This is a genomic window from Pseudoalteromonas luteoviolacea NCIMB 1944 (assembly GCF_001625565.1).
In the GTDB taxonomy this organism is placed as follows: Bacteria; Pseudomonadota; Gammaproteobacteria; order Enterobacterales; family Alteromonadaceae; genus Pseudoalteromonas; species Pseudoalteromonas luteoviolacea_F.
In genome coordinates this window covers 100,069-126,673 of record NZ_AUXS01000075.1, presented here as the reverse complement: position 1 = coordinate 126,673, position 26,605 = coordinate 100,069, and the positions used below count along the sequence as shown (strand labels likewise).

Genomic DNA, 26,605 nt, shown 5'->3' with positions numbered 1-26,605 from the left:
GATTAAGCTCCGATTGTCTTGCGTAGGTTCGCCATGTGGTCAACACCCGCGATTTCGCGGATATCGTTGTACAGGTCGATGTTATAGATAACTTCGTTGTTCACTTCTAGCTTGTACTTTTGAACAGCGTATTGCAGTGTCATTTTCGCTTCTTCGCCATCTTTCCAGCTGCCCATGTCTACTTCTTTAAAGAAGCCATGTAATGTGACAACAACAGGCTCAGGTGCAGCACCTTGCTTCTGGATTGCGCCACGTGCAGTCAAGTTGATTGTTCTGCCAGTACCGCCCCAATCACCTAGCAGCTTAAGTACATCTGCGTTGTACTCAAGTAAGGTGATTGAACCTTCAAGCTTTTCAAGTTGACCAACATCTAGCTCAATTGGAGCTTGGAAACCAGAAGTTACTTCGCGAGTCTTCACTGTTACTTTCGGTAGTGAGATCTCATCTGCAATGCCAAGGTAACCCTTACCATCTACAAACAGCTTTGATTTTTTTAGGATTTTAGGAGACATTGCCATTATACGATTTCCTCTAAGTAGTTGTTAGTTAGAATGCTCTTGAACGTGATGTGCTCAGCAGGCGTCGGTGGTGTGAAGTCGAAGCTGAAGTACACTTTACCTGCTTGGATATTTTCAGGTGTGTTAAGGTCTTCATCAGCCCAGATTTGGCCACCTAAAATAGCACCTTGTGCTTTTAAGCTATCAAGGTAAGCCTGTACGCTTTCAGTCACGTCTTTGATGTAAGTTGATGTGATGTTGCGGTCAACTGCCCACATATGCGCACGAAGTAGAGAATCGTTGATCATATCCGCAGTACGAACTACCGAAAGGAATGCCCACTTAGGGTCTGTCGCACAAGTACGGTTACCCCATAGCTTGAAGCCATTTTGACGGATGATTGTAGACACTTCTTTTTCATTCAGTAAGTTTGCACGCGCATTCTTATCACCTAGCTGGAAGTCAACTGGACGAGCGGTACCAACAATGCCATTCATAGCAGTGTTACTTGGGCTCCACCAGAAACCACGGTCATTGTCTGATTTAGCAATCATACCCGCGACACGTGCACTAGCAGGCTCATTTACAACAGCACCTTCTTTGAATACTTTCACCTGAGGGTCAACCACATATACACGACGAGATGAACAATCACCACGATATGCAATCGCGTCTGCATCATTTGTGTTTGGACCGTCAGCAATGATCACAGCGCGAAGACGCTCTGCAATACCAACAAGCTCAGCAACAACTGGGTTAGCTGCGCCAGACGGGCGTTGGTGAGTGAATCCTGGAGCTACAAGGATACGAGGTGTTACGCCTAATACTGACTCAGCGCCTAAGAATGCATACGCACCTTCATAGCTACCGTCAGCAGCAACACCACCTTGAATGTTGGTCATCACAGCACTCTCATCAGCACCGTCGACACGCACAACAACCACAACTGCGCCCGCTTGGTCAAATACACCATCAATCGCAGCAGGCAGAGTACCTTGCTCACCTAACAACGCAGCTTCCGCACGTTTACCAGCAATTAAAACCGGTGTGTTAAGAGGAAACTTTTCAGCATCTGCTTGTGGAGCAGTACCAATCAGACCGATTACTGAGCTTTTTACTGTTTTAATTGGGCGCGTACCAGACTGCGCCTCGATGACTTCTACACCGTGTAGAAATTGCGACATAGATATCTCCTTTAAAGGTATGTCAATTAGCTAATAAAAAAGCCATGCAAACTGACTTGAAGGTTCAAGCAGATTGACATGGCTTAAGTTGATTAGTTATCTGTACGAATAAGTACAGAAGGAAGTTAATAATGAGAAGTTGACTGATATATCAACCAAGATAAATTAGAGTAAGATCCCTTCAATAGTGACCGGCTCGTTGTTAATGAGGTAAAGACCTTCAATAGTAATATCGACTTTACCTTCCCCCGCAGGGTGAACGGCCACTCCTTCAAGGCGAAAGCGCGGCTCCCACCTATCTAACGCGTTGGCAATTGACATCGTAATGTCGCCAACAAGATTATGAGAAAATGGCCTATCGACGAGTTCAAATAACCCGCAGCCATAATCACGGCGCATAACGCGGCTACCAAGTGGCGTTGTGACAATATCGCGAATACTCTGTTTTAAGTGTTCAACGCCACCTAATGGCTTTCCCGTTTTTGCGTTCATTCCTATCATGGTTTATCCCCCTATGGTAAAACTGCCAACACCAACGGCGATTTTGCCACCACAGTTGGTAGGATCACCAAGTCTGGCAACCGGTTTTCCTGCTATTGTAAAAGTGGATGCGCCCGCAGCAACGACCATTCCAGAATGTTTAACTTTAGGGTCAGCGATAAGTACGTGGTCGCTAATACTGTCACCGACTCTTAAAGCGGCAATTCCACCAACTGTAAACGAAGTTTGAGACGCAGAAATAGTGCCCGGGGCAAATCCCACGTGGACATCTGTGATCGCACCATCTACTGAAATAGCTGGCATCGGTTACTCCTGTGCACTAATATTTGCGCCGTTAAGTTTTAAAGTTGCTGATGCGAGTACTTCAACATTACTGCCCGTTGAAGTGACAGATACCGAATCACCTGTCAGACTTAAAGCGCCCGATGCAGTGATATCAATATTTGCGCCACCGCTTACGGAAACATTGTCCCCAACAGTAACATCCGCCGTTCCAGTCACATCGACCTGAGCAGCACCACCAATTTCTACCGTCGCGTTATTACCAATTACGACATTTGCGTCGTTGCCAACTGTGACATTGGTATCGTTATGACATTCCACATTAATATCCCCACCACAATAAATGTTTATCTTGGCGAGAGGATCTGCCTGCGGAATAAAAATATCGTATGCATGGTTTTCTCGGTCGTACTGAACAATCGCACCATCTTGATAGTGCGTGCGTTGAACATGTTCACGGGCTTGTGGCGCAATGGCCGGCAAAGCTTGAACGAGAGCGCCACCCGCACTGGTCGCATCGACAACATGGTTCATTTTGTAGTGAGGCTGTTCATGAGCATTCGCGTATAAACTACCAAGCACTATACCTTGTGCCATATCGCCACTTGGAGCTAATACCAATACTTGCTCACCCACTTCAGGGGCTTGCCAAGTCATATCTTGCGCAGCTTGATGAGTGAGCCAGGGCAATTTGGCCGTGAGCCACTCTCCAATACGCACCTTGACCCGAGCCAATTCATAATCAACCTCTTCAACCGTACCGATTGAAATTAACTTGGCAAAGCGATGCTGCATGTCAGATGCAGCCAGTTCAGACTGCTGTTGATTAGCTAACATAAATGCTCCTAAGTGGTCGTAGGTACTTTATTTATCAATTTGTACTCACCGCCTTTAGGGCCTAGGTACACTTCCGTGATCTCAGGACCAGCAGGCTCATCCGGATACTCAACTTGATAATAAAAGTCCCAAAAAAGCTGCGCTTTTGCCAAAGTTGAATTAACTTGGTAACTAAAGCTCATATCACTTTTTTGCGCGATAAAATGTTGCCAATGGATGGGCATTTCGTCCGCCATCACAAGTGCCTCACTCTGGGTTATCAGCTGGTCAAGTCGTTGCAACAGCGTCGCGTTGTCGGCGTCTTCCAACTCTATGTCTAGCTGCAACTGCAGCACTCTTCTGTCGAGTGAATTTGGACTGAGGTTTTTGTTATACGACGGTCCATAAGTGACACCTTTGTCGGCGCCTTTTGCCTGCAGTTCACTGGCTTGACGTTCGCCGAGCAGCTTGACTGTCAGTTGGGCTTGCTGCGTCAGATCTGGGTAGGGCTGTGTGGCTTTTAATAGCCCCACTTGTGCCACCCCTTGAAGTCCAGATGATAAGCGTTCAAGCACCTTATTGATTAAGGTACATCTTTGCATGAGGTTTATTACTCTTTGAAGTTAATACTGGTGATGGATGTGACTCGAAGGAAAAGGCGAGTCGAGATGGACGAAATGCCCAAATACGTTAAGCTGGAAATGGAAAGCGCGCTTTAATATTTGCCACACACGCAAACCAAGCTTGCTTACTTTCTTCCGTTTGATCATATTGCCACTCCATATACAGAGGATCTGACTCAGCGGTATACGCAATACGTCGAGCTTCTAACGCCTCGTCACGGGAGTAGATAAAAGTTAACTCACCAATTGGAATATCAATTTCATTTTGCTCGAGAAAATGGGCAATTTGCGCAGCACTCAAAACCTCTCCTATGGAAGCTATGAGCGCATCATTATGTTTTATTTGCATCGTGTTTCATCCCCTAAGCCATATTATTGTTGAGTACTAAGTTGCGCTGTGGCAACGGACACATCAGAAGGCTTGGCAAACTCTGGGTAAACGCCCCAACCTGCTTTGTCAAAATCAACAAAGCCGCTAACTGTGCCAAATAAACAAATTAACGCCTCGCCCTCTTCGAGCGTCGACGCGGATAGCCCAAGCTTAGTGTGCGGCCCGTAAAAAGACTTGGCCGGGCTGTCTGCTTTTTGATGATAACCAAGCAATTGCCATCCATTACTATAGTCTTTCACCGCTTGCATTGATCCCTCAACACTGCCTGACAGCAATTTGAAATAACAGCCTGTAGACAGCGCGCCTTGCTGGGAACCTGTCCAATAGTTGTTATCTATGCGCGCCGGATGAGCGGCAGTATTTCGTTTCCACTTTAAACGTAAGATATGAAATGGTGTGTTGACATAACCGTTGTACACATTGGAGCGAAAGTCTTGTGCAACGCCTCTACCAGTATGATCTGTGTCGTTGGCAGCTGCTGCATAGATAGTTGCTTCTTTGATCACCTCAAATCGCTCAAGTCCAATGGTCGTAAAGCCTTTAATCGCCGTGCCATTGTCATTGGGCTCCATCTTTTGATTTTTACTTAATAAGATATGGGACAGCTCAGCACGTGCGCCCCCCATATAGTTATCAAACTTGTTTTCAGCGTTCGTTACCGCATTATTTATTACACCAATTTGACTATTTACGGTGTCGCAAAGGGCATTGGCTCTTGCAGCTACATTGGTAAGACGCTCAGTGATTGATAGGTTATCATTTGACATACATATTGCCCTCAACCTATTTTAGCAATGGCGATTGAATTTGACTTCTGGCAAATTCGCGCTGTTTTTTGATTTCTTCAGGCATGGCAATACCAGTCTCAGACTCTCTGATCACATACCAATCTGTATCTTTCAAAAAAGCTCTTAAGTCGACGTCAATATCAAATTGACTACGCACTCCACCAAGCTCATCTTCTTGATTAATAATTTGCTCTAACATTTATTGCTCCCTCTCAAAAACTGGTCTTTCGAAATAACCCCAACGTCCCTCTGGCACTTTCCCTAACACGACACCAGGCAGTGCGATTAAGCAACTGGCGCCTTTACTTAGATAAAAGTGAGGACCAAAGTTGTAATATGCTCCACCAGATAAAACTGAGCCCGTATACATTCTCTCGTGCCATGTATTGTCGTTTGGCAACCTTGTACTGTCATCGCTCTGAGGGTATCCCATATGAACCTCTCCCTGCTCGACTTTTACCCAAGCCCCAAATGTAAATATGCCACTTTGTGGCAAAGCGCCTTGATAGATCGAATATGCGTTATTGATATGTGTTGGATAATCTGCAACATCCTTCGCTGTCAATCTGATAATTGCAAAATCTGGCTGGTTGTGCTTCGGGATAGTGTGATGAACTTCCGACCACATTTTTTGGATTTCCGGGTTCTTTTGGTCTGGCTCTACACCATGCTGAGTGTATGCAACAATTTCACAGTCATATTGTCCTGCTCTGTTACCAAACCCGTTTGGTGTGCCTTTAGTTCCAGGCGTTAACACGCCATTGATTTTTAACTCTTGGTTTTTCGTCACTCTAAAAAAAGGGATCTCTGAACGAAAACCATTGTCTACAAGTGTATCAATTTTTGCTTTTGACTCAGCTACTGCTGCGTTTGTGAGCGCCGTCAACTCTGCCGTTTTAGCTGCCATTTTTTGCTTTTCAGCAGTCAAAGTAGAATTGATTACTGATAACTGCTCATCAACAGTATTACAAAGTTCGTTCGCTCTTGTCGCGACATTCGCTAAACTTTCAGTGATGGTAGTATGTTCGTTTGACATATATTTTCCTAATTAATCTATTGAAGCTTTTCCAGTGCAGCCAAGCGTAACTCTTGTTTTAACTGTCGATGCATGGTATCCAATTGCACCAAGGTTAAATCAGCTAATTCGTTATCAATCAGCATGTTAAAATTATCAATCCCAGGCTTAATTTCAACGCTGTCCGACGGTAATTGCGCAAGGCTCAACGTTACGCTTTGTAGAATTTTTACATCTGGTGTGCGATAGCCTAGTGTTCGGTTTGGTTCGGAGTACACGCCTAAAAGGATCAGGTTGTTGTCACTACCGGCAGGCTCATCAATCTGAATAAAAACACCGACTTCACGAATCGCATACTCTGGCGCTGACATTGCTTTATCGAATAACGCAACGACTGTGACTTGGTGGTTTTCACCCACTTCATAGTTGTCTTCACGAATCGGTTGTAATTCTCGCAGGTTTTGCAAACTCGTTTGTGTTTGCGAAGGTGTATAGCTTGCGTCACCAAATGCCATATGGCTTATTTGTGCTTTTTTTCCATTGGCTTTGGCAGCCAACAAAGCGTCTAACCCCACCTGAGTAAACTGCAGCGTTAATGCAGACATTAAGCAGCTCCTTGTAAGTTTAAATGTTGACAAATAATCTGCCGAGTTGTGCTTACTACATACTCATTCCCAGTACCACGACTTGGCAGAACCCCCTGACCTTCTGGGGAATTATGTATAGATAAATAGCTTGTAGAGACCCCACAAGCTGCGTAATTCACGACTAGTTCGGCTGGTTTTATACCCACACCACCCCATGCGAAATGCTGTGTTTTCCTACTCATCGTTGCACCGGATAACCGCGTAATACCCTTATTTGATGGTGGTTTAATACCCACGCCAGCTATTGAAAAATGCGATGATTGATGTGCTTTCGCCGTCCCTACACAGCCTAAATTCATTTCGATTTTAGATGGCTTTACTCCCAGTCCCACAGGCGCATCAAAGCGCTGGACAATAGCGGGCGCTTTAACACCAGCAGCGCCAATTCGCTCTTCAAATGCCAAACCTAACTGCACATCGACATGTATCGACCCTCGTTTTACAGACTCGATTATACGGCGTACCCGCTTTAACATTTGAGGGGTCAGCATTCCTTGCTGCTGCTCGTCCAAATTACTGTTGATCAGCGCCCATACTTGCACTGTGCCGCGAGGTAACTCTTCTGAGTTATCTCCTTGCCACCATTCTTTGATTTCTGTTTTAATATTTAAGCTATCAAGTGCTTTTTGCAGTGCATAAGGTGTACCTTTAACCTGATGTACTGAAAATGCGTCCTCGATAACCTGGCGTTTTACCGCCTCACTCCAAGCTTCATCCCATTCATCCACGGAAACAGACCAAGCTAACCACGGCAGTAAAGCCTCTGGACATAAAAACGGGTTCCACAAACTGGCCATTAGCAAGCGACTATCATTTAGCACGCAGGCAGATTTCACTTGCGCACGCTTTACAGAGTCTGATGCTTCTTCGCGCCACTGGGCTATGTCTAGTTGAATTGCAAACTCTCGAAGCTGAGCTTGATTGCAAAATTCAGGGTGGTCCAATAAAACAAAGAGTTGCAACGTTGTGCATTGCAATAACCGCTGTCGATCAGCCAGCACGTCACTTGGTTGTTGTTTGCACAGCTTAGCTAGCCAAACTAACTGTGCATCGCTTCTTGTAGAGAGTTGTAACAACGATAAAAGTAAATTGCGCACAGTTTGACCCGATGAATACTGGGCACCAAGTGCTTGTAGTAGTTCACTCGCATTACGTGGCAGCAACTTATTCATAGAGGTTTTCCATATTGACAGTGATCGACTCACAAAATGGTGCCTCTGTCGCTAAAGTCACAATATCCTCAACCGGGCTAAGTAACGTGACATCCTCCACTCCTGATTGGTGCAGTGCCGCGTAAATCCCTGCACGCGTGACTTTTTTCCCTAAGTATTGCCGTGATTGACAATACGCTTCTACGGCTTGTTTAGCTGCTGTTAGCAAAGCTTGCCCCGATGGCCCATGTAAAATAGATAGCTCAGCATTGACCGTAAAAGGCTTTATTTTGGCACTGTGCACTGTCACTCGGTCTCCCAGTGGGCGTACTTTTGAAGCAATCTCATTGATAGAAGATTGCGCGCTTCCTTGCGCCGCAAAATAATGTTCAACCTTGCTAATTAAGTCACTCTCAGGCAAACCATTGTTTGCGTGACTTAAAATCGTCAGTTCAATGTCACAAGGCGCAGGGCTTTGCACTGCCACATCCTTGATAAGCGCATCACAAGACATGGTGTGATAGATATAAGACTCACGGCTTCCCGCAGTATTAAGCCCATCAAATGCCAATTGAATACGCTGTCTAAATGCTGTGTCTGATTCATCGGGGGAAGATTTTCGTGCAAGGTTATACCTCGCCGCGATCGCATCTAAGTCATGACCTTGCGCAGATGCCAACATATTTCCTTTCACGGCATCATTGAGCACCTGCTTTTGCAATAACTGTTGGTACGCAAGCGTTTGCAGTAATATCGCAACGGGCTCACTTTCTAGTGACAAAGCAGATTCAAACTGTGGGTTTTGCAGTAAAAACTGCGCTTTGAGTTGTTCATACTCTTGTTCATAATCAAGAGTTTTGATGATATCTGGCACAGGGACTTTTGACAGGTCCAGTTTAGTAAAACCACTCATAAGATTCCTGTATAAAATAAAAAACCCGCACTCATCTAAGCACGGGTTTTGATTCATGGGATAACTGTGTAAGCTCTTTCAAGCTTATGGTTATTCTAATGATTTTAGCGATTTGAAACAGGTCAATTGTGACCGCCTTAAAACAGTCAAACAAATACCCTTAAACTAAAAAACGCCAATCACTTTCTGTCGAAACATAAGTCATGTGGCGTTAATATTGTTGGGTACATTTTGTCTGCTCAAAACTTCAATTTGTGTTTGAAGTTGTTTTCAAGCATAGGTGTATTTTACTGATTTTAAGGAACTAAAACAGGTCATTTATGACCGCCCTAAAACAGTTTTACCTGTCCCTTAAAGCAAAAAACGCCAGTCACTTTTTATCGAGATAAAAGTAATATGGCGTTGATGTTGTTGAGCTTATTCTGTCTGCTTAAAAACTTCACTCTTTGTTTGAAGCTTTTCTCAAGCATAGGTGTATTTTACTGATTTTAAGGAAATAAAACAGGTCATTTATGACCGCCTTAAAACAGCTTTACGTGTCCCTTAAAACAAAAAACGCCAAATACTTTTTATCAAGGTAAAAGCAATATGGCGTTGATGTTGTTGGGCTTATGATATCAGCTTAAAAGCTTCACTCTTTGTTTGAAGCTTTTCTCAAGCATAGGTGTATTTTACTGATTTTAAGGTTCTAAAACAGGTCATTCCTGCCCTAATTGCAATAATATTAAAAAACCTTAAAACTCAATAAAAGAAAACCCGCTCGACACAGCTAAGCGGGTTTCGGTTGTGGAATAACAAGTCTGTTGCTTTCGCAAGCATTCATGATACTAACCCGTTTATTGGGAATAAAACGGGTCATTTTGTCGAAATTATAATGAAATATTTACATCAAATGTAAACTCTTCCAACTCTTCGTATGTTGAGATCTGCGCAAGAGTTTCCTCTGCTTCATCACTCGCTTGGCGAAGCTGCTCGCGCTGTGCTAGCAATTCAGCCAAATGTGCTTTGCACAAGCCTATCTCAGCTTGATCACCAGCCAACTCAGCACTTAGCACATGCTCCTGGGCTTTTTGTACTCGCCACTGTTCATTGCTTAACTTATCAAATACCGCTTCTTTTATTGATTTAAGCTTTTCCGATTTTTCATCGTTTAAGCGCGTTTCAGCCAATAGAATTTGTTGTGCTTCATAAGCTTGCTTGTAATCAGCTATAGACGTGTCATTCCAAGCAACCCCTGTTTGTGGATGAACTAACCAGTAGTTTCCATCAATTTTCATGCCTTTGTCGGCAAAATATTCACAGCTCATGTTTTCTCCTTAAAATGCGCGGCACGTTCTGCCAAGGCCATATTGGTTATAGGTGTAGTGTTCGTTAAGAATACCGGCACCTGAATAAGGGTTAATACAGCTAACTGCGGCCCCCATGAGACCATTGTCATAGCCGGCGTTGTAAGGTCTTGAGTGATATGAATACATTCCTAGTATTTCACCGGCCATACTTTCAAGCACAATTTTGACTTCAGCATCAGGTGAGTTATGCGAGTTATAATGACCTGTGCTACAACTGAAGAAGTAGTTGATAGGCTCTAGGCGTCTTTCATGAGTAAAGCGATAGTGTGCACTATACTTGTGCTCGCCCATTTTAGTCACACCGTTATAACGCCCAAAGTAGCCATAATAACTCACGCCATAACCACTCATAGCTGTTTCAGAGTGGTTGTAATAGTGGATCCCATAAGCATGCTGCAAGTTGTGATAAATGAACTTAACAACAGTAAAGTCCCCTGCATCAACATAAGCTTGTAGTTCTTCAGCATTTGCAATCGCGGTATTGGTCACCACATTGCCATCACGATATTTTTCTACTAATACTGAAGTCCCTTCATCGACCATCACCAAGCAATGTTTGACATTGTCATACAACACACCCACTTGGTTATAACTGTGATTTGTTGAAGTGCTAATGCCATATTGATCAGTTGCGTCTAGGTTTTGCTTTGGCTTAGTAATAGAGGTAAAGCCCGATGACTTACAAAAGACACCACCATAGTTTGCCACTGCAGTCGTTTGAGAGTCTTGCGTGCTGTAGACAATTTCGTATTGAATATCAGCTGCGTTATTTTTACTCGCAAGCGGTAAATAAGCACTGGTGCCATAATAGTAAATCTTACTCGCCGGGTTTTGCTCAAACGCATTAGAATAAATAAAACTAGTGTGAGTCGTGGTTTTTTCTGCACCATTGGCATTAAGCCTTAGGTACTCCAGTCGACACTGCTCAGTATTAGCATTGTGAGTAAAACCAGGTCGCACCACATAGGTTTCACCACTGTTGTCATAAACAGCAAAAACAGAGGTCGCACGTCTGTGTGTAGCATTTGAGTTTGGTGTATCAATTGGCGTCATCGAAAACAGTGGACGCACTTGCAAAGCGTTATTGGTAGCTTGCAATGATTCGACGCGATTTAAGTTCGGTGCCATGGAGTCTAATAAATCTAGTTTGCTAGATTTAGTATCAAGCGTCGTGCTTGTTTGCGTAAGAGACTCCGTGGCCGTCTGCAAGGCAGCACCTGTAGACTGTGAAACTTGCTGTAGTGTCGATGTTGCATCATTAATATGTGATTCTGCAACGGCCACAACCGCTTGCTCAAGCTTTGCATTGTCGGTCAGTTTAGTAATAGCATTACTCACTAATGCTTGTTCTTCGGCTGTAAGCGGCTGATTGCCTTCCATATCGGCAACTAGCTTATCTACCATGACTTGCACGGCATTTTGAATACTCGCCATAATGTCCTCTTATATAGTTAATAGTGTTTCGCCGAGCAGCTGATTCAGCTTGACTCGTCTTAGTTTCTCGTTCAGCAGCGCATCTTGCTGCTGGTCAAGATTGGTTTGCATATAGAGCAATTGGTCAACATCAGTGATGGCCTGACGTATGCGCTCTACATCTTGCTGTAACAGATTGTCGGGATGAGGGAGAGGTAAGGAATAAGACAAGGTTTTGTCGTCTATCATATTCCCTCCTAAATTGAGAAGGTTCTAAGTGAGCGCACACGAGGTCTATCGATATGCGTACCTGAAAGTATGAGCTTAACCCTTGCTTGAGCGTCGCTGAGGTTAGAAAACTCATAATTACAGAGCAGCCAACCATCGCCTTGCGGCTGAGTGGTTTTGAGTGGAATACTCAGCCACTGCCCTTGCTGTTGAATCAAAACTTCGACCTTGGCTGTACCAGGTAACTGAGCTTCAAAGCTCACTTTCAAACTACCGCCCACTTGGCAAGGAATAGCGCGAGTCACATAGTCAGCTTCATTGCTTACTTTACCGAGTGCTGTTTGAACGCTATCAAACAAAACCGGAGTTTGCGTACTTGTCCCCGTCAATCTTGCACTTACCTGTAAAGGCTCTTTGACCTTATTTGCCAGTCTCAGCGCTTGCCATTCTTGTAGATTAAATTGGCCGATTTGTGCACCATCAAATTCAAAATGTAACTGCGTTTCACTGCTCGGCCGCTCAATAACCGCCATGGCCAATATGTCACTATGCTCATCAAGCGTAATCTGACCCAAAGGTACACTTTGTTCCGTTTGCGTAAATCGAGCCGCTTTTAGCCGAAAAGTTAAGTCACGGTTTTGATGTGGTGTCCATGTTGATGCATTACTGGATGACAACAACACACCAACTTGGTAGGGCTGTGAGGTTACCCAGCCGCTGTCGCTATCGAACTTGCCAAGCTCTGCAATCGCGACCTCATGGTCAGGATCATCGGTTAATACCACAATGGCGTACTCTTGCCCTGCATTTAGTGATACTGGGTCAAACTCAAATAGCGTTGGAGCACCATTGAGCTGGAACATGCTTCGCTCTAAAGACGCTTCGGCGAGCACTGTCTGATTGGGGATACCAACCTCAGTTTCGCGGATCTGAACACGAACGGGTTTATCCGCGCCCACTTTTTTAAACCATAACTCCACACCGGCGATAAAGCGGCTTTGTGGCAATGTAAAAGTCTGCGCTAACGGGTCAAAGCGTACGGTTGTAATGGTTGTGATACGTCGCGCTGTTTCACTGACTATCGTCCCACTACCTGTATAAGTTGCTTCTCCGAATGAACCTTTTTCACCGACGAAGCGCACTGTTTTACTACCAACAGGTATATTCTCTGGAATGTAAAAACGGCCGCTTAAGCGGCCGTTAGGATCTGCGTTAATCATTATATCTCCTCAGGTGTGACCGCTATGCCATCGAAAACTACACGTTGCAGCGCTTCTCCACCACCAAACCCTGATAATGAGAAGGTCACCCAACGTCTACGTAAAAACTCTGCACTGCGAGTTGTGCGGCTAACCACTTGAGTTTGGGTGTTTTGTGTTGTGCGTCTGGCCCAGCCTCCACCTCGCGTAAACCGCCTTGTTATGGGGCTTGTCCAGTTGCGCTGTGTCTGAGTCCAGTGGTCTAAACTCGGTGTTAAGGTAATAGTTGCCGGAATGGGCTCAACCGCTTGATAAGGATTGATCTTCATACTGCCCGTTTGTTTTGGTTGCTCTAACACATCCTCTAGTTCAAAAGGCAAAGTGAGCAGGCCTTCATTTGGTACTGGTAACTCAGCGATATCAGCACTCAGTGGCAGAACCAATTCCCCATCCACAATAGCTGCGGTTTGCGCAATACCTGCATCACGCATGTCATCATCAATAAACGGGTCAACAAACACGCCATATTTACTGGCCGGATCCTGACTGTTTGCATCGTTGCGAAGCCTTTCAATAGCGAGCAACTGATACAAATCACCTATTTGATTTTGCATCTGCTCAAGTTGCGACATGGACACAGCCCTAACCGCTAGGTTTTCAATGTCTGGGGCTTGGTTGCTGAGCCAAGATTGGGTAACTTGTGCTAGCGCCAAATGATGGGCAGGCGCTTTAGGTGCGGTTGGAAATTGATGAGAAGCCTGTCCTTTAATGCGCTTAATTTGGCCGAGCCTGTCAAGCACAATAAGGTCGATTCGTGGCCGATACCACTGATAATCTATCGTCACCAAGGTGTTGTCTACTACGTTGCCGCCGTCAGCCAACTGCTTATTAAGGTTAAAGCCATACTCGTCATAATCGAGCGTCAACTGCTTTCGATATCGGTAAGTCACTTCATATTGGCTACCTCCAGCAGGTTCCTGACCACTGAGCTGCCAACTAATATGATTTCTTAGAAAGATGAAATCAGCGCCTTGAATATACGTTGTATCGCCTTGCGTAATGCTCAAAATTTCAAGTACAGACTCGTCAGGAAGCAAATCTTCGCCACCAGAAAGCTGGCCGCGTGTAAGCTGCGTTGCTTTCTCTACTGTTACATTGACTTCTTCTATTTGCCTAACTGGGAAAAAGTCCGTGTCGATGCGCATAACACCTTGATCGTTGGCTTGAAATGTTTTTGGCTCTTCCTTGACTGAGCCTATATCTGGGTCATAGTCAAATTGAGCAGTTCTTGCAGTGGCAAATGCCACCTCATAACCCTCGATATGTGCCTTGCCCTCTTCCAGACTAAACCCTTGCTGTTCAAGTTCAGCACCTCGATAGCTCAATGACATCCCCTCAACAACATAGCTCCCCCCATTGGCTTCTCGGTCATACCGAGCTAGCGCTTGTGTTACTGCATCGAGCTGTGGCGGAGGCTGTTTAATTATGAGCGTACCTTGCTCAATTTTATGTACCGGATAAAACGCATCATCAGGACCGATAGCATCGCTGAGCAGGCCCCATTGACAGATCTGTTGCAGTCTTGCTGCGCCTGGCTCGTCGTAATTAATTGCGTCAACAGCGGGATCTCGTAAACTCGGATCGTGCTCCTCGGTGACCACATTGTGAGTAAGCCAAACGCCTATATCGACGCTGGCAGCCATATCAATTGGCACAACACTGCTTGGGACTGGGCGAACCTGTCCTGCTATATACACTTCTCCTTCAGTGATCAAAGCAGTTGCAAGCTTTGCGTCAATCACCACTTCGCCGCCTTTAACTAAGTCTCCGTCTTTGAGCAGGACATCAGCGACGCCTTTTAGCTGATGGCTAACTTGTGACTGCAAGTCATTCAGTTCACGGCTTTGCAAACCTTTACCAGCTCTAAACAGCAATCGTTCATAGCCGGAGTCTGCATGAAATTTTTCATAGTAATCTTCAAGCATAAACACCTCTAAAAACTGACAACAAATTCAAAGCTCTCTCTCACACCTTGCTCTCGTATTAGCGGAGCACGATGTTCAAGCAGCAATAAAGTACCCGGTGAGGCCACTTGTTCTGGTGTCAAATACACCAATCCATCTGGTAAATCGGCATTTGCCTGCGTGCCAGACATAAGGCCCAACTCACGCACGGTTTCACCTGCACCATCGGTAAAATCAAATGAAAACTCACAGTACACGTGCTGAGTAGGTTGCGTTGAGAGAGAAAAGCGACCACCTTGGATAAGGATGTCACCTTGATCGTCGGGATAGCAATATCCAACCTTTTTGGCTTTTCGATAGCCTATTGGATCTGCTAATTCTGTAGCGTTGATGGGTTCTGCTGGTGGTGTTTGCCATTGCGATGCACCGCGCCCCCAAGCTAAATATATCGGAGTTTGTGCAATAGTTTGGGCGAATAATGTTCGCCCTGCACGAGTAAGAATAGCCAAAATATTTCCTTATTGGCCCTAGTTCAGTTATTCATCGCAGCTAACTCATTCGCCTTATATATCCATATATCAACCGTGCAATACTGTCCTTGCACACATTAAGTGACTAAGAATCAGTTACTGAAAACCGAGTTTAGGGTTAGTTTGAAGTGTTGAATAAAATTAGCGATGTCCTTGGTGCGCAATCACCACCTGAGGGGAACTAATCGCAGACCAAGTGCTCGCTTGCCAATGACCAAACCACTGCGCTTGGCCAAGTGAATACGTACGACTAGTTTTTCGACTATGTGTCGATGCCGCACTAAATTGACATGCTACAGGCTCACTGAGGCGCAAAAAGCCAAGCACCTGAGAAGTACAGCTCTGCCAAAAACTATCGTGTTTTCGATTTAAGCCACTGGTGGCTTCACCACTAAAACTAAATTGTTGAGGGTGAGTTCGCTGTGTACTAATGCGAAGCAACTTGCCATTTTTTAGACGATGTCTAAAACCGGAATGATCACTAAGTAGTGACCCAAATGGCTTGGCTGAGAGCGTCAAATCTCTTATATCGAGTTGATAGGTGATCCGAGTGAGTTCACTTCTCGCGGGCGCACTGAGCTCTGCCAGTTGTGCCATACGCTCGGCATCATTAATATTGGGTAATTGTTCTAGATGGCATTGATAACGGTAAAAATGACGATAAGAGCGAGACTCTTCAACGTCAGCAATTGAAAAGCCAAGCCAACCATAGGCCATTTCAAGGCTTTTTCGTGTACCGCGGATCCGTTGCCAGGCAAGTCCCTGTTGTAAAACTTGGTCAAGGTCATCGAGATAAGGAACCAAGGCTCCCAAGCCGTACTCCCAGATTAACCAAGGTAACAAGGATTGTTTGGGGTGGGATTTAAAGCCACGTAATAGCTGTATTCCCTCTCCCAGCACAGATTCAAGTTGTCCATGTTTGACAATTGCTTCTTGTAAGGTGCTGTGATTGTAGGGGAGCAATACGTCACTATCCGTATCTAGGTGATGAGACATAATTGAATTTGCCCTAATTGAGCGTATTGATTTGATGCGATATCAATCAAGGTATCTGGTGTGTGTATTTCAACATGCTTTACACCATCTACATGAAGCTGTGCACTAAGCCAACTAGGCGTCATTGCAACCCCTAGCGCCATCGTTTCTTGCCAGGCGGCGCGCAATTTATCCTCTAACTGGGTAAACACCCAATTAGGCACATTGTGCTGAAGATAAATATCGGCTTTAACATCGATAGGCACTTCTTGTGCGAAGTTGACTTCTACCTGATCAGTTAACACTTTGACCTGATCACTTAGTACATAATCTCGCACTTGTTGTAGTAGTACATCGGCTTGTTCATTGTCTTGAAATAAAATCGATACGCGGACACGTCCGGAGGTTGGGCTATCCACTTCGACATCACGAATAGCATTGGGAGCAGCGGTGAGCGCTGCATTGCGGTAATGATCTTTGCTACCAGCGGTGCTGGAGGCCAGAGTTTTTTGCCGAATGCGAAGACGGTAATTACCGTCTTCTTCACCCTCGGCACGCCCTAAACCATAAAAGACACCAAGTTGATCTAAATCGCCGCCTTGTGCGGTCGCCAACAAATTAGCATACGCCGCTTCATTGATGCGCTGGCGCAGCAATAGTTCTCGGTAACTTTCCACTTGCAGACATACTGTCAAGGGATCGCTTTCAAGCTCTAATGCACCTGCGTACTGTGGCGCAATGGATTTAAATCTTTCTTTACGGGCTTGGTAAATGCTTTCATAGTCCAGTGGCTCAATGATATCTGGCGCTGGCAGCGCAGAAAAATCAAAGTACTGGGAGTTCATAGGTGTTCTCTGGGTGAGTTAGTGTTGTTACGCTTTGATAATATCTGCTACGCCTTGCGCGCGCGCTTCGATTTCACCTAATACGTTATTTACACCTTTGTGTTGATAGGGAAAAGTCAGTTGATTAGTCGCTTGTTTATCTAACAATGGGGCAAACATAGTCGCAGACTGCTGAGCCGCTGATTTCACTTCGTCAAGTGTTGCCGCTGCCGCTATCGCCTTTGTCAATTTAGCAAACTCAATGAGCAACACATGCGTGGTGTCAGAAGTTGTGCCAATTAAAGAGTCAGCGTCTGCAACCGCATAGTGAATGCGTGTACGTTGCTCAGCTTTAGCATGTGTTAAGTTAGTATCTATATAATCAAGAGGATTTATATCAGACATATCTCACCTATTCTGGAATTCTTGGGTAATTAACAGCACGGTCAATTGAGAAGTTACAATTGCCCCCAAATTGTAAAATGTTTTGAGGTTGTAAGCCTTCAGGCTCAGTCACGCCATCAGAAACCACATTAACTAATCTGACAAACAAACAGCTATAAGGGTGCAAACCTGAGATACTCATACATGGAATATCTTTTACAATAGAACCGTTCCACCAACCGCCAGTTAAAGAGCGATTTACGTCAACGCCTTGAGATGCAATATTGTCATTAATCTGCTCGCTCGTCGCACTATGATTTGTCAATATAAACTGCATGTAAGTACGACTCCAATCAGTTGTATATTGCACAGGTGACTCTGAATAACCTGGAGAGTAGGAGTATCCAGCGACCGTGTGCAACTTGGTCATGGCTTTCGCTGCTGGATAGGTATGATAGCCGGTCCAAGATCCTCCCTGTGGCACTAAAATCCAATTCGAACGGGTTTCATCATTCGGGTCAGCCGTTAAGCCGCTGCCCTCAATTAGGCTCGTTTTGGAATGTAACTTGCGGTCATAATAGTTAATACGCATATCTGCGTGACTTTGTGCCAAGTCTAAAATTGCTTGACTGATACGGTTATCACCAGCAGTAATTGCAGTGCTGACATCTGCTTGCGCTTTTGCCACTGCGGCATCAATTTCACCCGTTTTGTTTAAAACGGTATTTGTTAAGTCATTATTAGCAGTGATCAGATCACCATTCGTCGTATGTAGCTCTGTTATCAACTGCTCAAGCGTTTTAGCTTGTGTAGACATAAATATTGTCCTCAATATAGTTTTTGAAAAAAGACGGAATTAGAAAAGTAAAGTGTTAGGCTTCAGCACTTGCAGTTACGGGCGGTGCAATATGGTTCAGCCCCGCCGCCTTTGAAATTAGATAACTGCCAGCAGCTAGTTCAACGCCAGGGTTAGACAATTGCTCACAGTGCATATCAACGTTATTAAATACTGCAAGTACGGCACCGCCCACTGGAGGTGTATCCAAGCGGATATGGGGCATAGGTTCATAAACGACTTCGTCAGCAATATTTACAATCCGAGATGCGAAAGTTACATTGCTCATCGACAGCATGCCTACCTTGCTATATTTGGCATAGTTTGCCGCAACAAAATAAGGGAAAAACTGCCCTGTGGTATTGCGATAAAATACCACCACGGGAAAGCTCGCACTGTCACTAGATAATGAATAAGTTGCCTTACCCAAATTTTCGAACAAACGATTACCACTCATCAAGATGGTTTTTTGAAACTCACCAAATAGCTCTAGGGAGATAGATGCATTATCGCCTCGCGTATTAAATGCAATTGCGCCGGTAAAATGCATTTTTAAACCAATGGACTGCCAATCATCTTGTGTATAGGTAGAAAAGATAACCGAACAATCAGGTACCTCTACAGTCGCCGATAGGTGCTCTACATTGTTCGCAGCAAGTTTTATTCGAGCAAAACTGCCCGGTACTAGTTTTGCAACTGCTGCTTTCATCGTCTTTAAAGGTGTTTGCGAGCTAGTCCCATCATTGCTATCACTCCCTATAGATGGATCTGCATTGACATAAATAGTCTGCTCAAGGGTGCTTTTTATTTCTGTACTCACTTTAGAAAACGCAGTGTCTACTTTACTATCCAATGTAAGTAAAAGCTGATTCACATCATCGGTTAGCTCATTGCACTTTAAACTTAAGCTGGCATTGCTATTGGCCAGTTCCGCAACGCTTTTTGATAAACTTGACATCAAACTACCCCTCTAACTTTAAAAGGCGGTCATTGAAATGAATTTGTCTTAAATTTGATTGAATTTGCGCACTGATTGCTTTTGTCTGTGCGATAGTGAGCGCTGCAAATTCGTCGGCATAATACAAACTCAAATCACCCGTCACGTTGAAATCCAGACTTTCAGGCGGTACCGCAGTTAAAAGCAGATCAAAGCCCTGCACAATCTTTGCAATGGGCGTCTGATAAAAAAGCACATTTTCAGGGTGTGACCACACTGCAAATAAAGTGCGTTGACTTTCATCTGCATGATCGTTGAGATAAAAACCGACCTCTTTTACCGCATACTGTTTGTCATCAGTAAATGTTGCCGTAACATGAAACTGGCCATTGCCAACAACTTCGGCACCGGATACTGGCGCCGTATTTTTTTGACTCTTCAATGCAGTCTGATTTCTATCAGGTGTATAGCCTGAGTCCCCCACAGCAATATGACCAATTTGAATTTTGACCCCTTGCTCAAGGGCGCTGACCGCAGCATTTATCCCCTGTTGGGTCACAACAGGTGTATATACATTCATATTTGTACCTTAGATTAAAAGTTAAGCGTGATATTTTGAATTGAAACGGTATGGGCACCGCTTGATACAGAGTTGCTTGATGCGTAAAGAAACTTAGGCGCATCTCTCATTTGAGAGCAGGCCAGATTAGCAGTGTTCGCAGCAGACGATACCATCGAGAATGTGGCAAAATTGACCTTTGGATTATCTTGAAAACTCCCAGCCCCCAGTTGACTCGATACACTGGCTGCGAACATTTGAATATTGGCTAGTTCAAAATCCAAGCTGGGATCGTCACCCAGTGTGATCGTCTGCATATTGCTTGAATGTGCAGAAGCCACTGTGTTTAAAGCCACAGTGGAAAAATTAAATATCGGGTCATCGCGGTGCAAGGCAACGTGCAGTGATGGGCTCTGAGCACCACCAAATACGTGCATGTCGTTTTTCAAGTTAACGCCAATTGTAAAATCAATTTGCGTTCGCATCGGCTTAGTCGCAACCACAGACTGCCACATTTGTCCCTGTAATTTCGGGCTCAGGAAAGTGTTCCCATTGCTATCAAGGTTTTCGCTTGCTATTGCCAATAGCTTTGCACAATGTGGCACACCACCATATTGCCACCACTCTTGTAGCTCCACCTTCGCACTGAGTACTTTCAGCGCATTGTTAACGGCACTTGCTGTGCCTTTATATCTATGTCTTGGCACACTGTCGGCAATGACTTTACGCTTTACGTGCTCGGGCCAACCGCTATCCCACACATCGACACTCAATGCATCAGCAAGCCAGGGCAAAAACGTCGCAGGGCATCTCCACGGATCCCATAAATGATCAATTTTGACGGGGATCTGCAGCACTCGGTCACTGCAATGCTCCAAGGCCAACTCTAGCTCTGTTGTATTCCCTTGCAGGGTAAAGTTAGACATACTCATCCCCTAGTTGAATCGAAGCCCGAGTACAGAATGCGGCTTGATGTGCCTGTACAACAATATCCCACTGTGGTGCACTAAGTTCTACGCGCTGAACCCCTTCACGATGAAGTACCGCAAACAGGCCCGAAAGCGATATATCATGACCAAGTTTATGGTGTTCATTGAGCCATGCGTTTAAGCTGTCCCTTGCTTCATCTACTAACGCAGCCCCATCCATACCTGGATAAATATGTATCACGGCATCAAGTTCAAACTCAACAATGTCTGCCGACTTAACATGTACTCTATCTGTCAACGGACGCACATTCTCTTTATTCAGTTGGGATTGCACTTGCTCAATGACCTGTGGCGTAGCATGGCCATTGCCTTGATCTGTAAGCAGGGTTACAACAACGTCACCAGGTACAGGTTCTGGAGGCTGAGCGCCAGATAGTACATCTGGTGTCAACCCAGCATCATCTGTACAGACCAGAAGTCGTGCGCTCGGTGGCAACAGATTTTGTACTTGTGCAGGTAAATCCACGTAGGCAAATTGCGGCGCATCAACATGTACATCTTTAACATGCTGCGACCCTTTAAGTGCATGAAAAGCGTAGGCACCGGCAGGCCCTGCTGTACTGAAACCTTCCAAAGCCAATGCAATACGCTCGCGATAACGCTCATCCTGCTCGTATACAGCTTCACGAGGAGGTACTTGGTCATTGTCAGCTGGTACCAACAACGCTCGCTCCACACCAAAACGATTACCTAAATAGTCAAGTTCACTGCTGGTGGCATGTGCCAGCAGCACCGCACTTGCGCTATCATTGATGCGCTGGCGCAGCAACAACTCGCGATAAGCAAATGACTCTATGAGTTTTACTACGGGATCGCTTACAAGGCTCAGCTCAGCATCGGGAAAGCGAGTTTGAAAATCATCTAAAATCTCAGCCCTAATCTTGTCAAAGCTTAGTGGTTCAATGAGGTTTGGCGCCGGCAAACGGCTGAGATCAATGGCGCTAAAGTTTGTCAATGACATACCTAAGCTCTTCAGTAGATTTAAGAAAAGCACCGGCGTTGATCACAGCAGGTGCTAAGAACTGGAAAACAATTTAAGATTTTGGATAGTTGGCCTTAATTACAGCCCTTGCATCCAACCATGCTTGCTTAGCATCAATGGTTGCTTGTGCCGCGTCACCTAGCTCAGTAAGGTTAGCCATGTAATCGATAAATAAGTGATCGCATGTTTGCGCATACCCATCTCGGCGAAAAGCCAAAATCTCTTTTTCAGAAAAAATAAGCTGATAATCTCCTTCAGCCACACCTGCACTTTTAGCTATTTTTTGCGCGCTTTCTTGCGTAGTCAGGCCACCAGCTACAATGCGTCCTGTGGAAATTTGCTTTAAAATTGCCATGTTTATGCTCCTGTGCTTGCAGCTCTGTCAGTGTGAGTGTATGGGAAGCCAACACTGTCGGCCCAAACCATATTGTCGCCGTGATTACCAGTACCAACATACGGCAAGCACATTGCTACTTTTATTTTACCCAAGCCACTAAATAAAGGTTGATGGCAACCACCCCAGCCCGATCTGATCGCATGCTTGTATTGCCAACCTTTTCCTAAATCAGACTTATTGCATTCAATGGGAGCTGAACGATTTGACGATGGATAGAACTTGATTGTATCTGAGCATTCAAGCACATTGATCCAGCAACTCGCTTGAGTTATAAACTCACCTCGCCCCCAACCAAAATGGGTATCACAGCCCTGAGATAAGACAAATAAGCTGCCATTATTTACGTCACTATTGCGTCCTTTGGTAATGTCAATATCAAAGAGTAAAACACGGTAATTAGAACCATAAAAAGCTTCTCCGCCATGGTTTTTGTAACCAATGCCTCGGTTCTGAAAATCTTCATTTGGTGTCAAACCATATTCGTCTAGTTTGTCCAAACTTACGCGAGTGACCGTGCCAGTACCTTCTGTGCCATCATGCAAAAATGCCGTCCAAGGTGCTTTATGTGCAACCAAAACATCCGTTGGTGTATTGTTAGCTTCACAAATAGAATTGAAATATTTAGAGTCAAGCAATGTATTTGGTGCCAGCGGTAAGGATTTTTGAAAATCGCGGATTTTCGCATCAACCGCCTGTTCCTTAGCTGTTAAACGGCTTTCCACTGCCGCATTTTTTTGATCAATCTCCTGCGCCTTTTGCGCAACCCGATTGTCAATATCTTCAATTTTAGTATCAACCACATCGCTGAGCTTCTCTGCTGCTTCAACAACGCGGGTAATGTCTTGCTCTAAAGACATAGTTTTAACCTCCGTTTAGAAATAAAAAAACCCACCGAGTTGGTGGGCTGATTGATAATGTAGTTTTGGTTAATGAGAAAACTAACTCTGATTATTTTGTTTATTTATTAGTTGGCTCACACCATTGGCTCGCTGGACTACTTCATCGATAACAGACAAAGGTAGCTTAGCTTGGTAAGGGAACACCACTTCAGCTGATGCAACTTTATTCTCAACCGCGCCTATAGCATTTTTTAAAGATTCGGTAGATGCACGCATTTCAGCCAAAGAATTAGCCTCGCTAAGCTTGTTGACAAAGCCACTGAGTTCCGTCAGTAACAAATGAGCTAAGTCACTAGCCGTTCCGACTAGAGAATCAGTGTCCGCCACGTAATAGTTGATCTCGTTTCTTAGTGTCATTTTTGCATTTTTCTGTTGCGCTATTTGTTGCTCTTCAGCAGAACCAAGTTTGATATTATTTTCCATTTTTATTGCTCCTTATATCTGCTGCTGTGGGTCATTAATAATTTCGATATCGCCGTGTTTCAATAGGCGACCATTTCCCACTCTCATTGTATCGACACTCAAAGTAAGAAAGTGGCACTTTGTAAAGGTTAGGCGACAATAAATATGGTCATCAGTACCAACATAAATGGTTGGCAAATGTGTGCCGGTTGCCTGCGGAAGGTAAACCCCTTGCACATCAGGAAAGCTATATCCTACAAATGTTGCATCTACCGCTTCAGCTTGGTGGTAAGCATGACCAATCACTCGAATGTGAAACATTTCATTATGCTGTTTAACGTTGAGAGGAAGCTTAAAATGAATCGTGGCAGGACCATTACCCGGCGTAAAATAATTAGCAACGCCAATAGCTCTTGTTCCTACTCCACCATTACCGATAATACCCAAATTATCCAAAGCTGCGTCAATCCTACCCACATGGTGAGCTACGGTACTATCTAATTCAGATTCTTTTTGCGCAACTCGAGTATTCATCTCAGTTACTTTGTTATTAACCGTACTGTTAATATCTTCAATTTTTGTATCCACGATACCAGTTAGCTGCTCTGCTGCACTGACTACATTTGCAATGTCCTGCTCTAAAGACATAATTTACCTCCAAATTAAAATAAAAAAGCCCACCAAGTGGTGGGCTTTGCATTTAGTTTCAAAAATGAATATTTAAAATCAATCCGGTGTGCTCAATACCCGATTGATACTGCGCTTACTGCGCCTTGATGACAGCATCGACGCCGTTTGCACGGGCGATAATGTCAGCCATTACGTCGTTTTGACCTTTGGTTTGATAAGGAAAACTTAGTTCGCCATTGGTTACTTTTGTTTCTACATCACCAATCGCTGTTTTTAATGACACAGTAGATGCGCGCATTTCAGCAAGTGTTTGCGCTGCACTTAATTTATTTACGAAACCACTCAGCTCATTGAGTAGTAGATGCACTGTGTCCGATGTTGTACCAAGCAGTGATTCAGAATCCGCTACTTGTTCCTCAAGTGCTGAGCGAACAATTTCACGACTTTGTTGCAAAGCCTCTTCTACCGTCAACTCAACAGAAAATGTACTCTGTTCACCGAAGTTATCCGCTACTAGCTGTGCAATCGCATGTTGTGGCATACTGGCATCGAAAAACTGCTCAGCCAATTGGCCATCTACAAATAGTTTTGCCATTTCAATCTCTCCTAGTTTTAAACCGTATCGTAGGCATGCTCAGCAGCATCACCCAGATAAGCAAATTGTCCCCATGCACGATCTAGTGGCACATGACCTGTTACCACGGCTGGCAATGCAACTTGGATCACTCCTTTGGCCTCTGGCGGTAAGTTGGCGCCACGCACATACGGGTGACAGTGGGTGTAAAAGTTTCTGCCGCCATGAGCATACGTTGTTCCGCATACTTTAGCCGCTTCACCTGCTTTTAAACCACCACACCAATGTGCGTCCGGCACAACGCCACTTATATGTTTCACTATCGCGCCAACTGTCATTTCAGTTGGCAATCTCAAGTACTGATACATTAGGTATGCATACTCGCCAATACGATCTCCACCACGATTTGGGGCGTACTCAAGCTCCCAAATATTGAAGCTTTGCGCAAAATATTTACGATCTGAACCAATTGCCTGTAAAAACTCTCTTGCAAGTGCACTGCGTTGTTCTGGCTCTACGCCCGTCTCTACTTTTTCCAGTAAAGTCGCTTTTGTCACGTAACCACCATGCCAATGAAGCGGGAAAGTTCCAGCAGCATTTGCTTTAAGCGCTTGGTTTTTAGTAATTCGGAAGTGCGACTGACGCTCTTCATACGAATTTAGCAAAGCATCTGCTCTTGCTAAATGCGCATCCACTTGCGTTTTGGTACTGGCAACCGTTGAGCTCAGTGTTTGCTTTATTTCCGTGATTTGATTATCAACCGTTGCCGTTAAACCTTCGGTGGCTTCAACAACGCGAGTGATATCTTGTTCTAAAGACATTGAATCTCTCCATAAATGCAAAAAGCCCGCTCAAAGCGGGCTTTTTAAAAAATCTGTTTCAAATTATTTTCCATGAAGTTTTGGATAACGAGCCTGAACAGACTTTCTGGCATGAAGCCAAGCTTGTTTTGCGTCAAATGCTTGTTGACTGTGTTCGCCATGCTCTGCCTGCGCGGCTAAATACTTAAATGCCAGTCCGTCGCTTTGCTGTTGATAGCCTAAAATACGAGCCGCCTGACACTGTGCTTGCTGTTGTAAAACTTTGGCTTCTTGCATCAGCTTAAGCGCTTCTTCAGCTAAAGTTTGTGCACGCTGGTTATCTACTTTTTTCATGAAATTTCCTTACAAAATACCTTTGTCAATTAATGCAAACTTTTGTTTTAAATGACGATACATATTCATGATCTGTGAACGAGCCATTTTGGCAAGCTCAGGGGCGATTAAGATATTAAAGTCTACGCCCTTATCAATAATGGTAATAGCATCGCCAGGCACGCCTGTTAGGGTCAGATCAAACGCCAGAAGTAAATCTATATCGTTAGACTTGTACGCTATCGGATCCGCAGCTGAGTAAACTGCAAATAAAACATGGCGAATTTGGCCGTTAACTTCTTCTTCCGTGTAAAAGCCAACTTCATTTACAAAGAAGCCATCACCCGCCACTTTAGAGTCATCTCGTACCGTCAGATGCAGCTGCTTTTGTGCTTCATCATACTCAGCACAGTCAATATCTAATCGATATTGCTCCGCTTTTAGGCTTGTCGTGTTTTCATCCACTTGATGTACACCTGAGCCTATACCTATTTTAGTAATTTTCGCCTTAAAGCCTTTTTGCTGTGCTCTGAACACAGCAGCCAGCCCCGCTGACGTGATCACCGGTTGTAAAATCGTGCTCACTATTGCACT

Annotated in this window: 35 protein-coding genes; all 35 read right to left on the bottom strand. The window is 44.6% G+C overall.

All coding sequences use genetic code 11. The features are described 5' to 3' along the window. Nucleotides 1-2 precede the first annotated feature (2 nt). The 35 genes from N483_RS23225 to N483_RS23055 all read right to left on the bottom strand — a co-directional run bounded on the left by N483_RS23225 (nucleotide 3) and on the right by N483_RS23055 (nucleotide 26,596). A complete protein-coding gene (locus N483_RS23225; RefSeq protein ID WP_023397066.1) occupies nucleotides 3-518 on the bottom strand; it encodes a phage major tail tube protein in 516 nt (171 codons plus the stop codon). Further along, complete coding sequence (locus N483_RS23220) at nucleotides 518-1,681, bottom strand: phage tail sheath subtilisin-like domain-containing protein (protein WP_023397067.1); 1,164 nt, start codon at nucleotides 1,679-1,681, stop codon at nucleotides 518-520. The genes N483_RS23225 and N483_RS23220 overlap by 1 nt, the downstream gene beginning before the upstream one ends. Nucleotides 1,682-1,846: 165 nt before the next feature. Then, a complete protein-coding gene (locus tag N483_RS23215) occupies nucleotides 1,847-2,182 on the bottom strand; it encodes a GPW/gp25 family protein (protein ID WP_023397068.1) in 336 nt (111 codons plus the stop codon). A gap of 3 nt (nucleotides 2,183-2,185) precedes the next feature. Beyond that, a complete protein-coding gene (locus N483_RS23210) occupies nucleotides 2,186-2,485 on the bottom strand; it encodes a PAAR domain-containing protein (RefSeq protein WP_023397069.1) in 300 nt (99 codons plus the stop codon). A gap of 3 nt (nucleotides 2,486-2,488) precedes the next feature. Beyond that, nucleotides 2,489-3,301: a phage baseplate assembly protein V gene (locus N483_RS23205; RefSeq protein ID WP_023397070.1), complete on the bottom strand. Its 813-nt coding sequence runs from the start codon at nucleotides 3,299-3,301 to the stop codon at nucleotides 2,489-2,491. Between the two features lie 8 nt (nucleotides 3,302-3,309). Next, entirely contained in the window at nucleotides 3,310-3,882 is a 573-nt protein-coding gene (locus N483_RS23200) for a hypothetical protein (protein ID WP_023397071.1), read from the bottom strand. Nucleotides 3,883-3,970: 88 nt separating this feature from the next. Continuing rightward, the gene (locus N483_RS23195) at nucleotides 3,971-4,252 is read right to left on the bottom strand and encodes a hypothetical protein (RefSeq protein WP_023397072.1); all 282 of its coding nucleotides are present in this window, start codon (nucleotides 4,250-4,252) and stop codon (nucleotides 3,971-3,973) included. Between the two features lie 23 nt (nucleotides 4,253-4,275). Beyond that, on the bottom strand, nucleotides 4,276-5,061 hold the full coding sequence (locus tag N483_RS23190) for a hypothetical protein (protein WP_023397073.1): 786 nt from the start codon (nucleotides 5,059-5,061) through the stop codon (nucleotides 4,276-4,278). A 16-nt stretch (nucleotides 5,062-5,077) separates the two neighbouring features. Next, nucleotides 5,078-5,281: a hypothetical protein gene (locus N483_RS23185; RefSeq protein ID WP_023397074.1), complete on the bottom strand. Its 204-nt coding sequence runs from the start codon at nucleotides 5,279-5,281 to the stop codon at nucleotides 5,078-5,080. Continuing rightward, nucleotides 5,282-6,118, bottom strand: coding sequence for a hypothetical protein (locus N483_RS23180; protein WP_023397075.1), 837 nt, complete (start codon nucleotides 6,116-6,118; stop codon nucleotides 5,282-5,284). A 17-nt stretch (nucleotides 6,119-6,135) separates the two neighbouring features. Next, nucleotides 6,136-6,702, bottom strand: coding sequence for a phage tail protein (locus N483_RS23175; protein WP_023397076.1), 567 nt, complete (start codon nucleotides 6,700-6,702; stop codon nucleotides 6,136-6,138). Then, nucleotides 6,702-7,916, bottom strand: coding sequence for a phage tail protein I (locus N483_RS23170; protein ID WP_023397077.1), 1,215 nt, complete (start codon nucleotides 7,914-7,916; stop codon nucleotides 6,702-6,704). The genes N483_RS23175 and N483_RS23170 overlap by 1 nt, the downstream gene beginning before the upstream one ends. Next, entirely contained in the window at nucleotides 7,909-8,808 is a 900-nt protein-coding gene (locus tag N483_RS23165; protein ID WP_023397078.1) for a baseplate assembly protein, read from the bottom strand. Before N483_RS23165 ends, N483_RS23170 begins: the two co-directional genes overlap by 8 nt. A gap of 869 nt (nucleotides 8,809-9,677) precedes the next feature. Continuing rightward, complete coding sequence (locus tag N483_RS23160; RefSeq protein ID WP_023397079.1) at nucleotides 9,678-10,115, bottom strand: hypothetical protein; 438 nt, start codon at nucleotides 10,113-10,115, stop codon at nucleotides 9,678-9,680. Between the two features lie 9 nt (nucleotides 10,116-10,124). Next, nucleotides 10,125-11,591: a hypothetical protein gene (locus tag N483_RS23155; protein ID WP_023397080.1), complete on the bottom strand. Its 1,467-nt coding sequence runs from the start codon at nucleotides 11,589-11,591 to the stop codon at nucleotides 10,125-10,127. 9 nt (nucleotides 11,592-11,600) lie between these two features. Next, the gene (locus tag N483_RS23150; protein WP_023397081.1) at nucleotides 11,601-11,819 is read right to left on the bottom strand and encodes a hypothetical protein; all 219 of its coding nucleotides are present in this window, start codon (nucleotides 11,817-11,819) and stop codon (nucleotides 11,601-11,603) included. Between the two features lie 8 nt (nucleotides 11,820-11,827). Continuing rightward, the gene (locus N483_RS23145; protein WP_023397082.1) at nucleotides 11,828-13,018 is read right to left on the bottom strand and encodes a hypothetical protein; all 1,191 of its coding nucleotides are present in this window, start codon (nucleotides 13,016-13,018) and stop codon (nucleotides 11,828-11,830) included. Further along, entirely contained in the window at nucleotides 13,018-14,982 is a 1,965-nt protein-coding gene (locus tag N483_RS23140) for a DUF4815 domain-containing protein (protein WP_023397083.1), read from the bottom strand. Before N483_RS23140 ends, N483_RS23145 begins: the two co-directional genes overlap by 1 nt. Before the next feature lie 8 nt (nucleotides 14,983-14,990). Then, the gene (locus N483_RS23135) at nucleotides 14,991-15,470 is read right to left on the bottom strand and encodes a hypothetical protein (protein ID WP_023397084.1); all 480 of its coding nucleotides are present in this window, start codon (nucleotides 15,468-15,470) and stop codon (nucleotides 14,991-14,993) included. Between the two features lie 162 nt (nucleotides 15,471-15,632). Then, a complete protein-coding gene (locus N483_RS23130) occupies nucleotides 15,633-16,487 on the bottom strand; it encodes a phage tail protein (RefSeq protein ID WP_023397085.1) in 855 nt (284 codons plus the stop codon). Beyond that, nucleotides 16,472-17,311 (bottom strand): baseplate assembly protein, encoded by an 840-nt coding sequence (locus N483_RS23125; RefSeq protein WP_023397086.1) that lies wholly within the window; start codon nucleotides 17,309-17,311, stop codon nucleotides 16,472-16,474. Before N483_RS23125 ends, N483_RS23130 begins: the two co-directional genes overlap by 16 nt. A 27-nt stretch (nucleotides 17,312-17,338) precedes the next feature. After that, complete coding sequence (locus N483_RS23120; RefSeq protein WP_023397087.1) at nucleotides 17,339-17,695, bottom strand: hypothetical protein; 357 nt, start codon at nucleotides 17,693-17,695, stop codon at nucleotides 17,339-17,341. 7 nt (nucleotides 17,696-17,702) lie between these two features. After that, nucleotides 17,703-18,491 (bottom strand): hypothetical protein, encoded by a 789-nt coding sequence (locus tag N483_RS23115; protein WP_023397088.1) that lies wholly within the window; start codon nucleotides 18,489-18,491, stop codon nucleotides 17,703-17,705. A gap of 55 nt (nucleotides 18,492-18,546) precedes the next feature. Continuing rightward, a complete protein-coding gene (locus tag N483_RS23110) occupies nucleotides 18,547-19,467 on the bottom strand; it encodes a hypothetical protein (RefSeq protein ID WP_023397089.1) in 921 nt (306 codons plus the stop codon). A 4-nt stretch (nucleotides 19,468-19,471) separates the two neighbouring features. Next, on the bottom strand, nucleotides 19,472-20,026 hold the full coding sequence (locus N483_RS23105; protein ID WP_023397090.1) for a phage tail protein: 555 nt from the start codon (nucleotides 20,024-20,026) through the stop codon (nucleotides 19,472-19,474). A gap of 14 nt (nucleotides 20,027-20,040) precedes the next feature. After that, complete coding sequence (locus N483_RS23100) at nucleotides 20,041-20,931, bottom strand: phage tail protein I (RefSeq protein WP_023397091.1); 891 nt, start codon at nucleotides 20,929-20,931, stop codon at nucleotides 20,041-20,043. Further along, nucleotides 20,924-21,955: a baseplate assembly protein gene (locus N483_RS23095; RefSeq protein ID WP_023397092.1), complete on the bottom strand. Its 1,032-nt coding sequence runs from the start codon at nucleotides 21,953-21,955 to the stop codon at nucleotides 20,924-20,926. The genes N483_RS23100 and N483_RS23095 overlap by 8 nt, the downstream gene beginning before the upstream one ends. Before the next feature lie 73 nt (nucleotides 21,956-22,028). After that, on the bottom strand, nucleotides 22,029-22,331 hold the full coding sequence (locus N483_RS23090; protein ID WP_023397093.1) for a hypothetical protein: 303 nt from the start codon (nucleotides 22,329-22,331) through the stop codon (nucleotides 22,029-22,031). A 2-nt stretch (nucleotides 22,332-22,333) separates the two neighbouring features. Next, nucleotides 22,334-23,230, bottom strand: a complete 897-nt coding sequence (locus N483_RS23085; protein WP_023397094.1) for a hypothetical protein — start codon at nucleotides 23,228-23,230, stop codon at nucleotides 22,334-22,336. 81 nt (nucleotides 23,231-23,311) lie between these two features. Beyond that, the gene (locus N483_RS23080; protein ID WP_023397095.1) at nucleotides 23,312-23,695 is read right to left on the bottom strand and encodes a hypothetical protein; all 384 of its coding nucleotides are present in this window, start codon (nucleotides 23,693-23,695) and stop codon (nucleotides 23,312-23,314) included. A gap of 12 nt (nucleotides 23,696-23,707) precedes the next feature. Continuing rightward, the gene (locus N483_RS23075) at nucleotides 23,708-24,322 is read right to left on the bottom strand and encodes a hypothetical protein (RefSeq protein ID WP_023397096.1); all 615 of its coding nucleotides are present in this window, start codon (nucleotides 24,320-24,322) and stop codon (nucleotides 23,708-23,710) included. A 115-nt stretch (nucleotides 24,323-24,437) separates the two neighbouring features. Beyond that, complete coding sequence (locus N483_RS23070; protein ID WP_023397097.1) at nucleotides 24,438-24,899, bottom strand: hypothetical protein; 462 nt, start codon at nucleotides 24,897-24,899, stop codon at nucleotides 24,438-24,440. 17 nt (nucleotides 24,900-24,916) lie between these two features. Further along, a complete protein-coding gene (locus tag N483_RS23065; RefSeq protein WP_023397098.1) occupies nucleotides 24,917-25,699 on the bottom strand; it encodes a hypothetical protein in 783 nt (260 codons plus the stop codon). Nucleotides 25,700-25,762: 63 nt separating this feature from the next. Next, nucleotides 25,763-26,032, bottom strand: coding sequence for a hypothetical protein (locus tag N483_RS23060; protein WP_023397099.1), 270 nt, complete (start codon nucleotides 26,030-26,032; stop codon nucleotides 25,763-25,765). Nucleotides 26,033-26,041: 9 nt separating this feature from the next. Next, nucleotides 26,042-26,596, bottom strand: a complete 555-nt coding sequence (locus N483_RS23055) for a phage tail protein (RefSeq protein ID WP_023397100.1) — start codon at nucleotides 26,594-26,596, stop codon at nucleotides 26,042-26,044. Nucleotides 26,597-26,605: the final 9 nt, after the last annotated feature.

Coding starts and splice junctions, on each gene's coding strand:
- N483_RS23225 (WP_023397066.1), bottom strand. CDS start 518: ATGGCAATGTCTCCTAAAATCCTAAAAAAATCAAAGCTGTTTGTAGAT.
- N483_RS23220 (WP_023397067.1), bottom strand. CDS start 1,681: ATGTCGCAATTTCTACACGGTGTAGAAGTCATCGAGGCGCAGTCTGGT.
- N483_RS23215 (WP_023397068.1), bottom strand. CDS start 2,182: ATGATAGGAATGAACGCAAAAACGGGAAAGCCATTAGGTGGCGTTGAA.
- N483_RS23210 (WP_023397069.1), bottom strand. CDS start 2,485: ATGCCAGCTATTTCAGTAGATGGTGCGATCACAGATGTCCACGTGGGA.
- N483_RS23205 (WP_023397070.1), bottom strand. CDS start 3,301: ATGTTAGCTAATCAACAGCAGTCTGAACTGGCTGCATCTGACATGCAG.
- N483_RS23200 (WP_023397071.1), bottom strand. CDS start 3,882: ATGCAAAGATGTACCTTAATCAATAAGGTGCTTGAACGCTTATCATCT.
- N483_RS23195 (WP_023397072.1), bottom strand. CDS start 4,252: ATGCAAATAAAACATAATGATGCGCTCATAGCTTCCATAGGAGAGGTT.
- N483_RS23190 (WP_023397073.1), bottom strand. CDS start 5,061: ATGTCAAATGATAACCTATCAATCACTGAGCGTCTTACCAATGTAGCT.
- N483_RS23185 (WP_023397074.1), bottom strand. CDS start 5,281: ATGTTAGAGCAAATTATTAATCAAGAAGATGAGCTTGGTGGAGTGCGT.
- N483_RS23180 (WP_023397075.1), bottom strand. CDS start 6,118: ATGTCAAACGAACATACTACCATCACTGAAAGTTTAGCGAATGTCGCG.
- N483_RS23175 (WP_023397076.1), bottom strand. CDS start 6,702: ATGTCTGCATTAACGCTGCAGTTTACTCAGGTGGGGTTAGACGCTTTG.
- N483_RS23170 (WP_023397077.1), bottom strand. CDS start 7,916: ATGAATAAGTTGCTGCCACGTAATGCGAGTGAACTACTACAAGCACTT.
- N483_RS23165 (WP_023397078.1), bottom strand. CDS start 8,808: ATGAGTGGTTTTACTAAACTGGACCTGTCAAAAGTCCCTGTGCCAGAT.
- N483_RS23160 (WP_023397079.1), bottom strand. CDS start 10,115: ATGAGCTGTGAATATTTTGCCGACAAAGGCATGAAAATTGATGGAAAC.
- N483_RS23155 (WP_023397080.1), bottom strand. CDS start 11,591: ATGGCGAGTATTCAAAATGCCGTGCAAGTCATGGTAGATAAGCTAGTT.
- N483_RS23150 (WP_023397081.1), bottom strand. CDS start 11,819: ATGATAGACGACAAAACCTTGTCTTATTCCTTACCTCTCCCTCATCCC.
- N483_RS23145 (WP_023397082.1), bottom strand. CDS start 13,018: ATGATTAACGCAGATCCTAACGGCCGCTTAAGCGGCCGTTTTTACATT.
- N483_RS23140 (WP_023397083.1), bottom strand. CDS start 14,982: ATGCTTGAAGATTACTATGAAAAATTTCATGCAGACTCCGGCTATGAA.
- N483_RS23130 (WP_023397085.1), bottom strand. CDS start 16,487: ATGTCTCATCACCTAGATACGGATAGTGACGTATTGCTCCCCTACAAT.
- N483_RS23125 (WP_023397086.1), bottom strand. CDS start 17,311: ATGAACTCCCAGTACTTTGATTTTTCTGCGCTGCCAGCGCCAGATATC.
- N483_RS23120 (WP_023397087.1), bottom strand. CDS start 17,695: ATGTCTGATATAAATCCTCTTGATTATATAGATACTAACTTAACACAT.
- N483_RS23115 (WP_023397088.1), bottom strand. CDS start 18,491: ATGTCTACACAAGCTAAAACGCTTGAGCAGTTGATAACAGAGCTACAT.
- N483_RS23110 (WP_023397089.1), bottom strand. CDS start 19,467: ATGTCAAGTTTATCAAAAAGCGTTGCGGAACTGGCCAATAGCAATGCC.
- N483_RS23105 (WP_023397090.1), bottom strand. CDS start 20,026: ATGAATGTATATACACCTGTTGTGACCCAACAGGGGATAAATGCTGCG.
- N483_RS23100 (WP_023397091.1), bottom strand. CDS start 20,931: ATGTCTAACTTTACCCTGCAAGGGAATACAACAGAGCTAGAGTTGGCC.
- N483_RS23095 (WP_023397092.1), bottom strand. CDS start 21,955: ATGTCATTGACAAACTTTAGCGCCATTGATCTCAGCCGTTTGCCGGCG.
- N483_RS23090 (WP_023397093.1), bottom strand. CDS start 22,331: ATGGCAATTTTAAAGCAAATTTCCACAGGACGCATTGTAGCTGGTGGC.
- N483_RS23085 (WP_023397094.1), bottom strand. CDS start 23,230: ATGTCTTTAGAGCAAGACATTACCCGCGTTGTTGAAGCAGCAGAGAAG.
- N483_RS23080 (WP_023397095.1), bottom strand. CDS start 23,695: ATGGAAAATAATATCAAACTTGGTTCTGCTGAAGAGCAACAAATAGCG.
- N483_RS23075 (WP_023397096.1), bottom strand. CDS start 24,322: ATGTCTTTAGAGCAGGACATTGCAAATGTAGTCAGTGCAGCAGAGCAG.
- N483_RS23070 (WP_023397097.1), bottom strand. CDS start 24,899: ATGGCAAAACTATTTGTAGATGGCCAATTGGCTGAGCAGTTTTTCGAT.
- N483_RS23065 (WP_023397098.1), bottom strand. CDS start 25,699: ATGTCTTTAGAACAAGATATCACTCGCGTTGTTGAAGCCACCGAAGGT.
- N483_RS23060 (WP_023397099.1), bottom strand. CDS start 26,032: ATGAAAAAAGTAGATAACCAGCGTGCACAAACTTTAGCTGAAGAAGCG.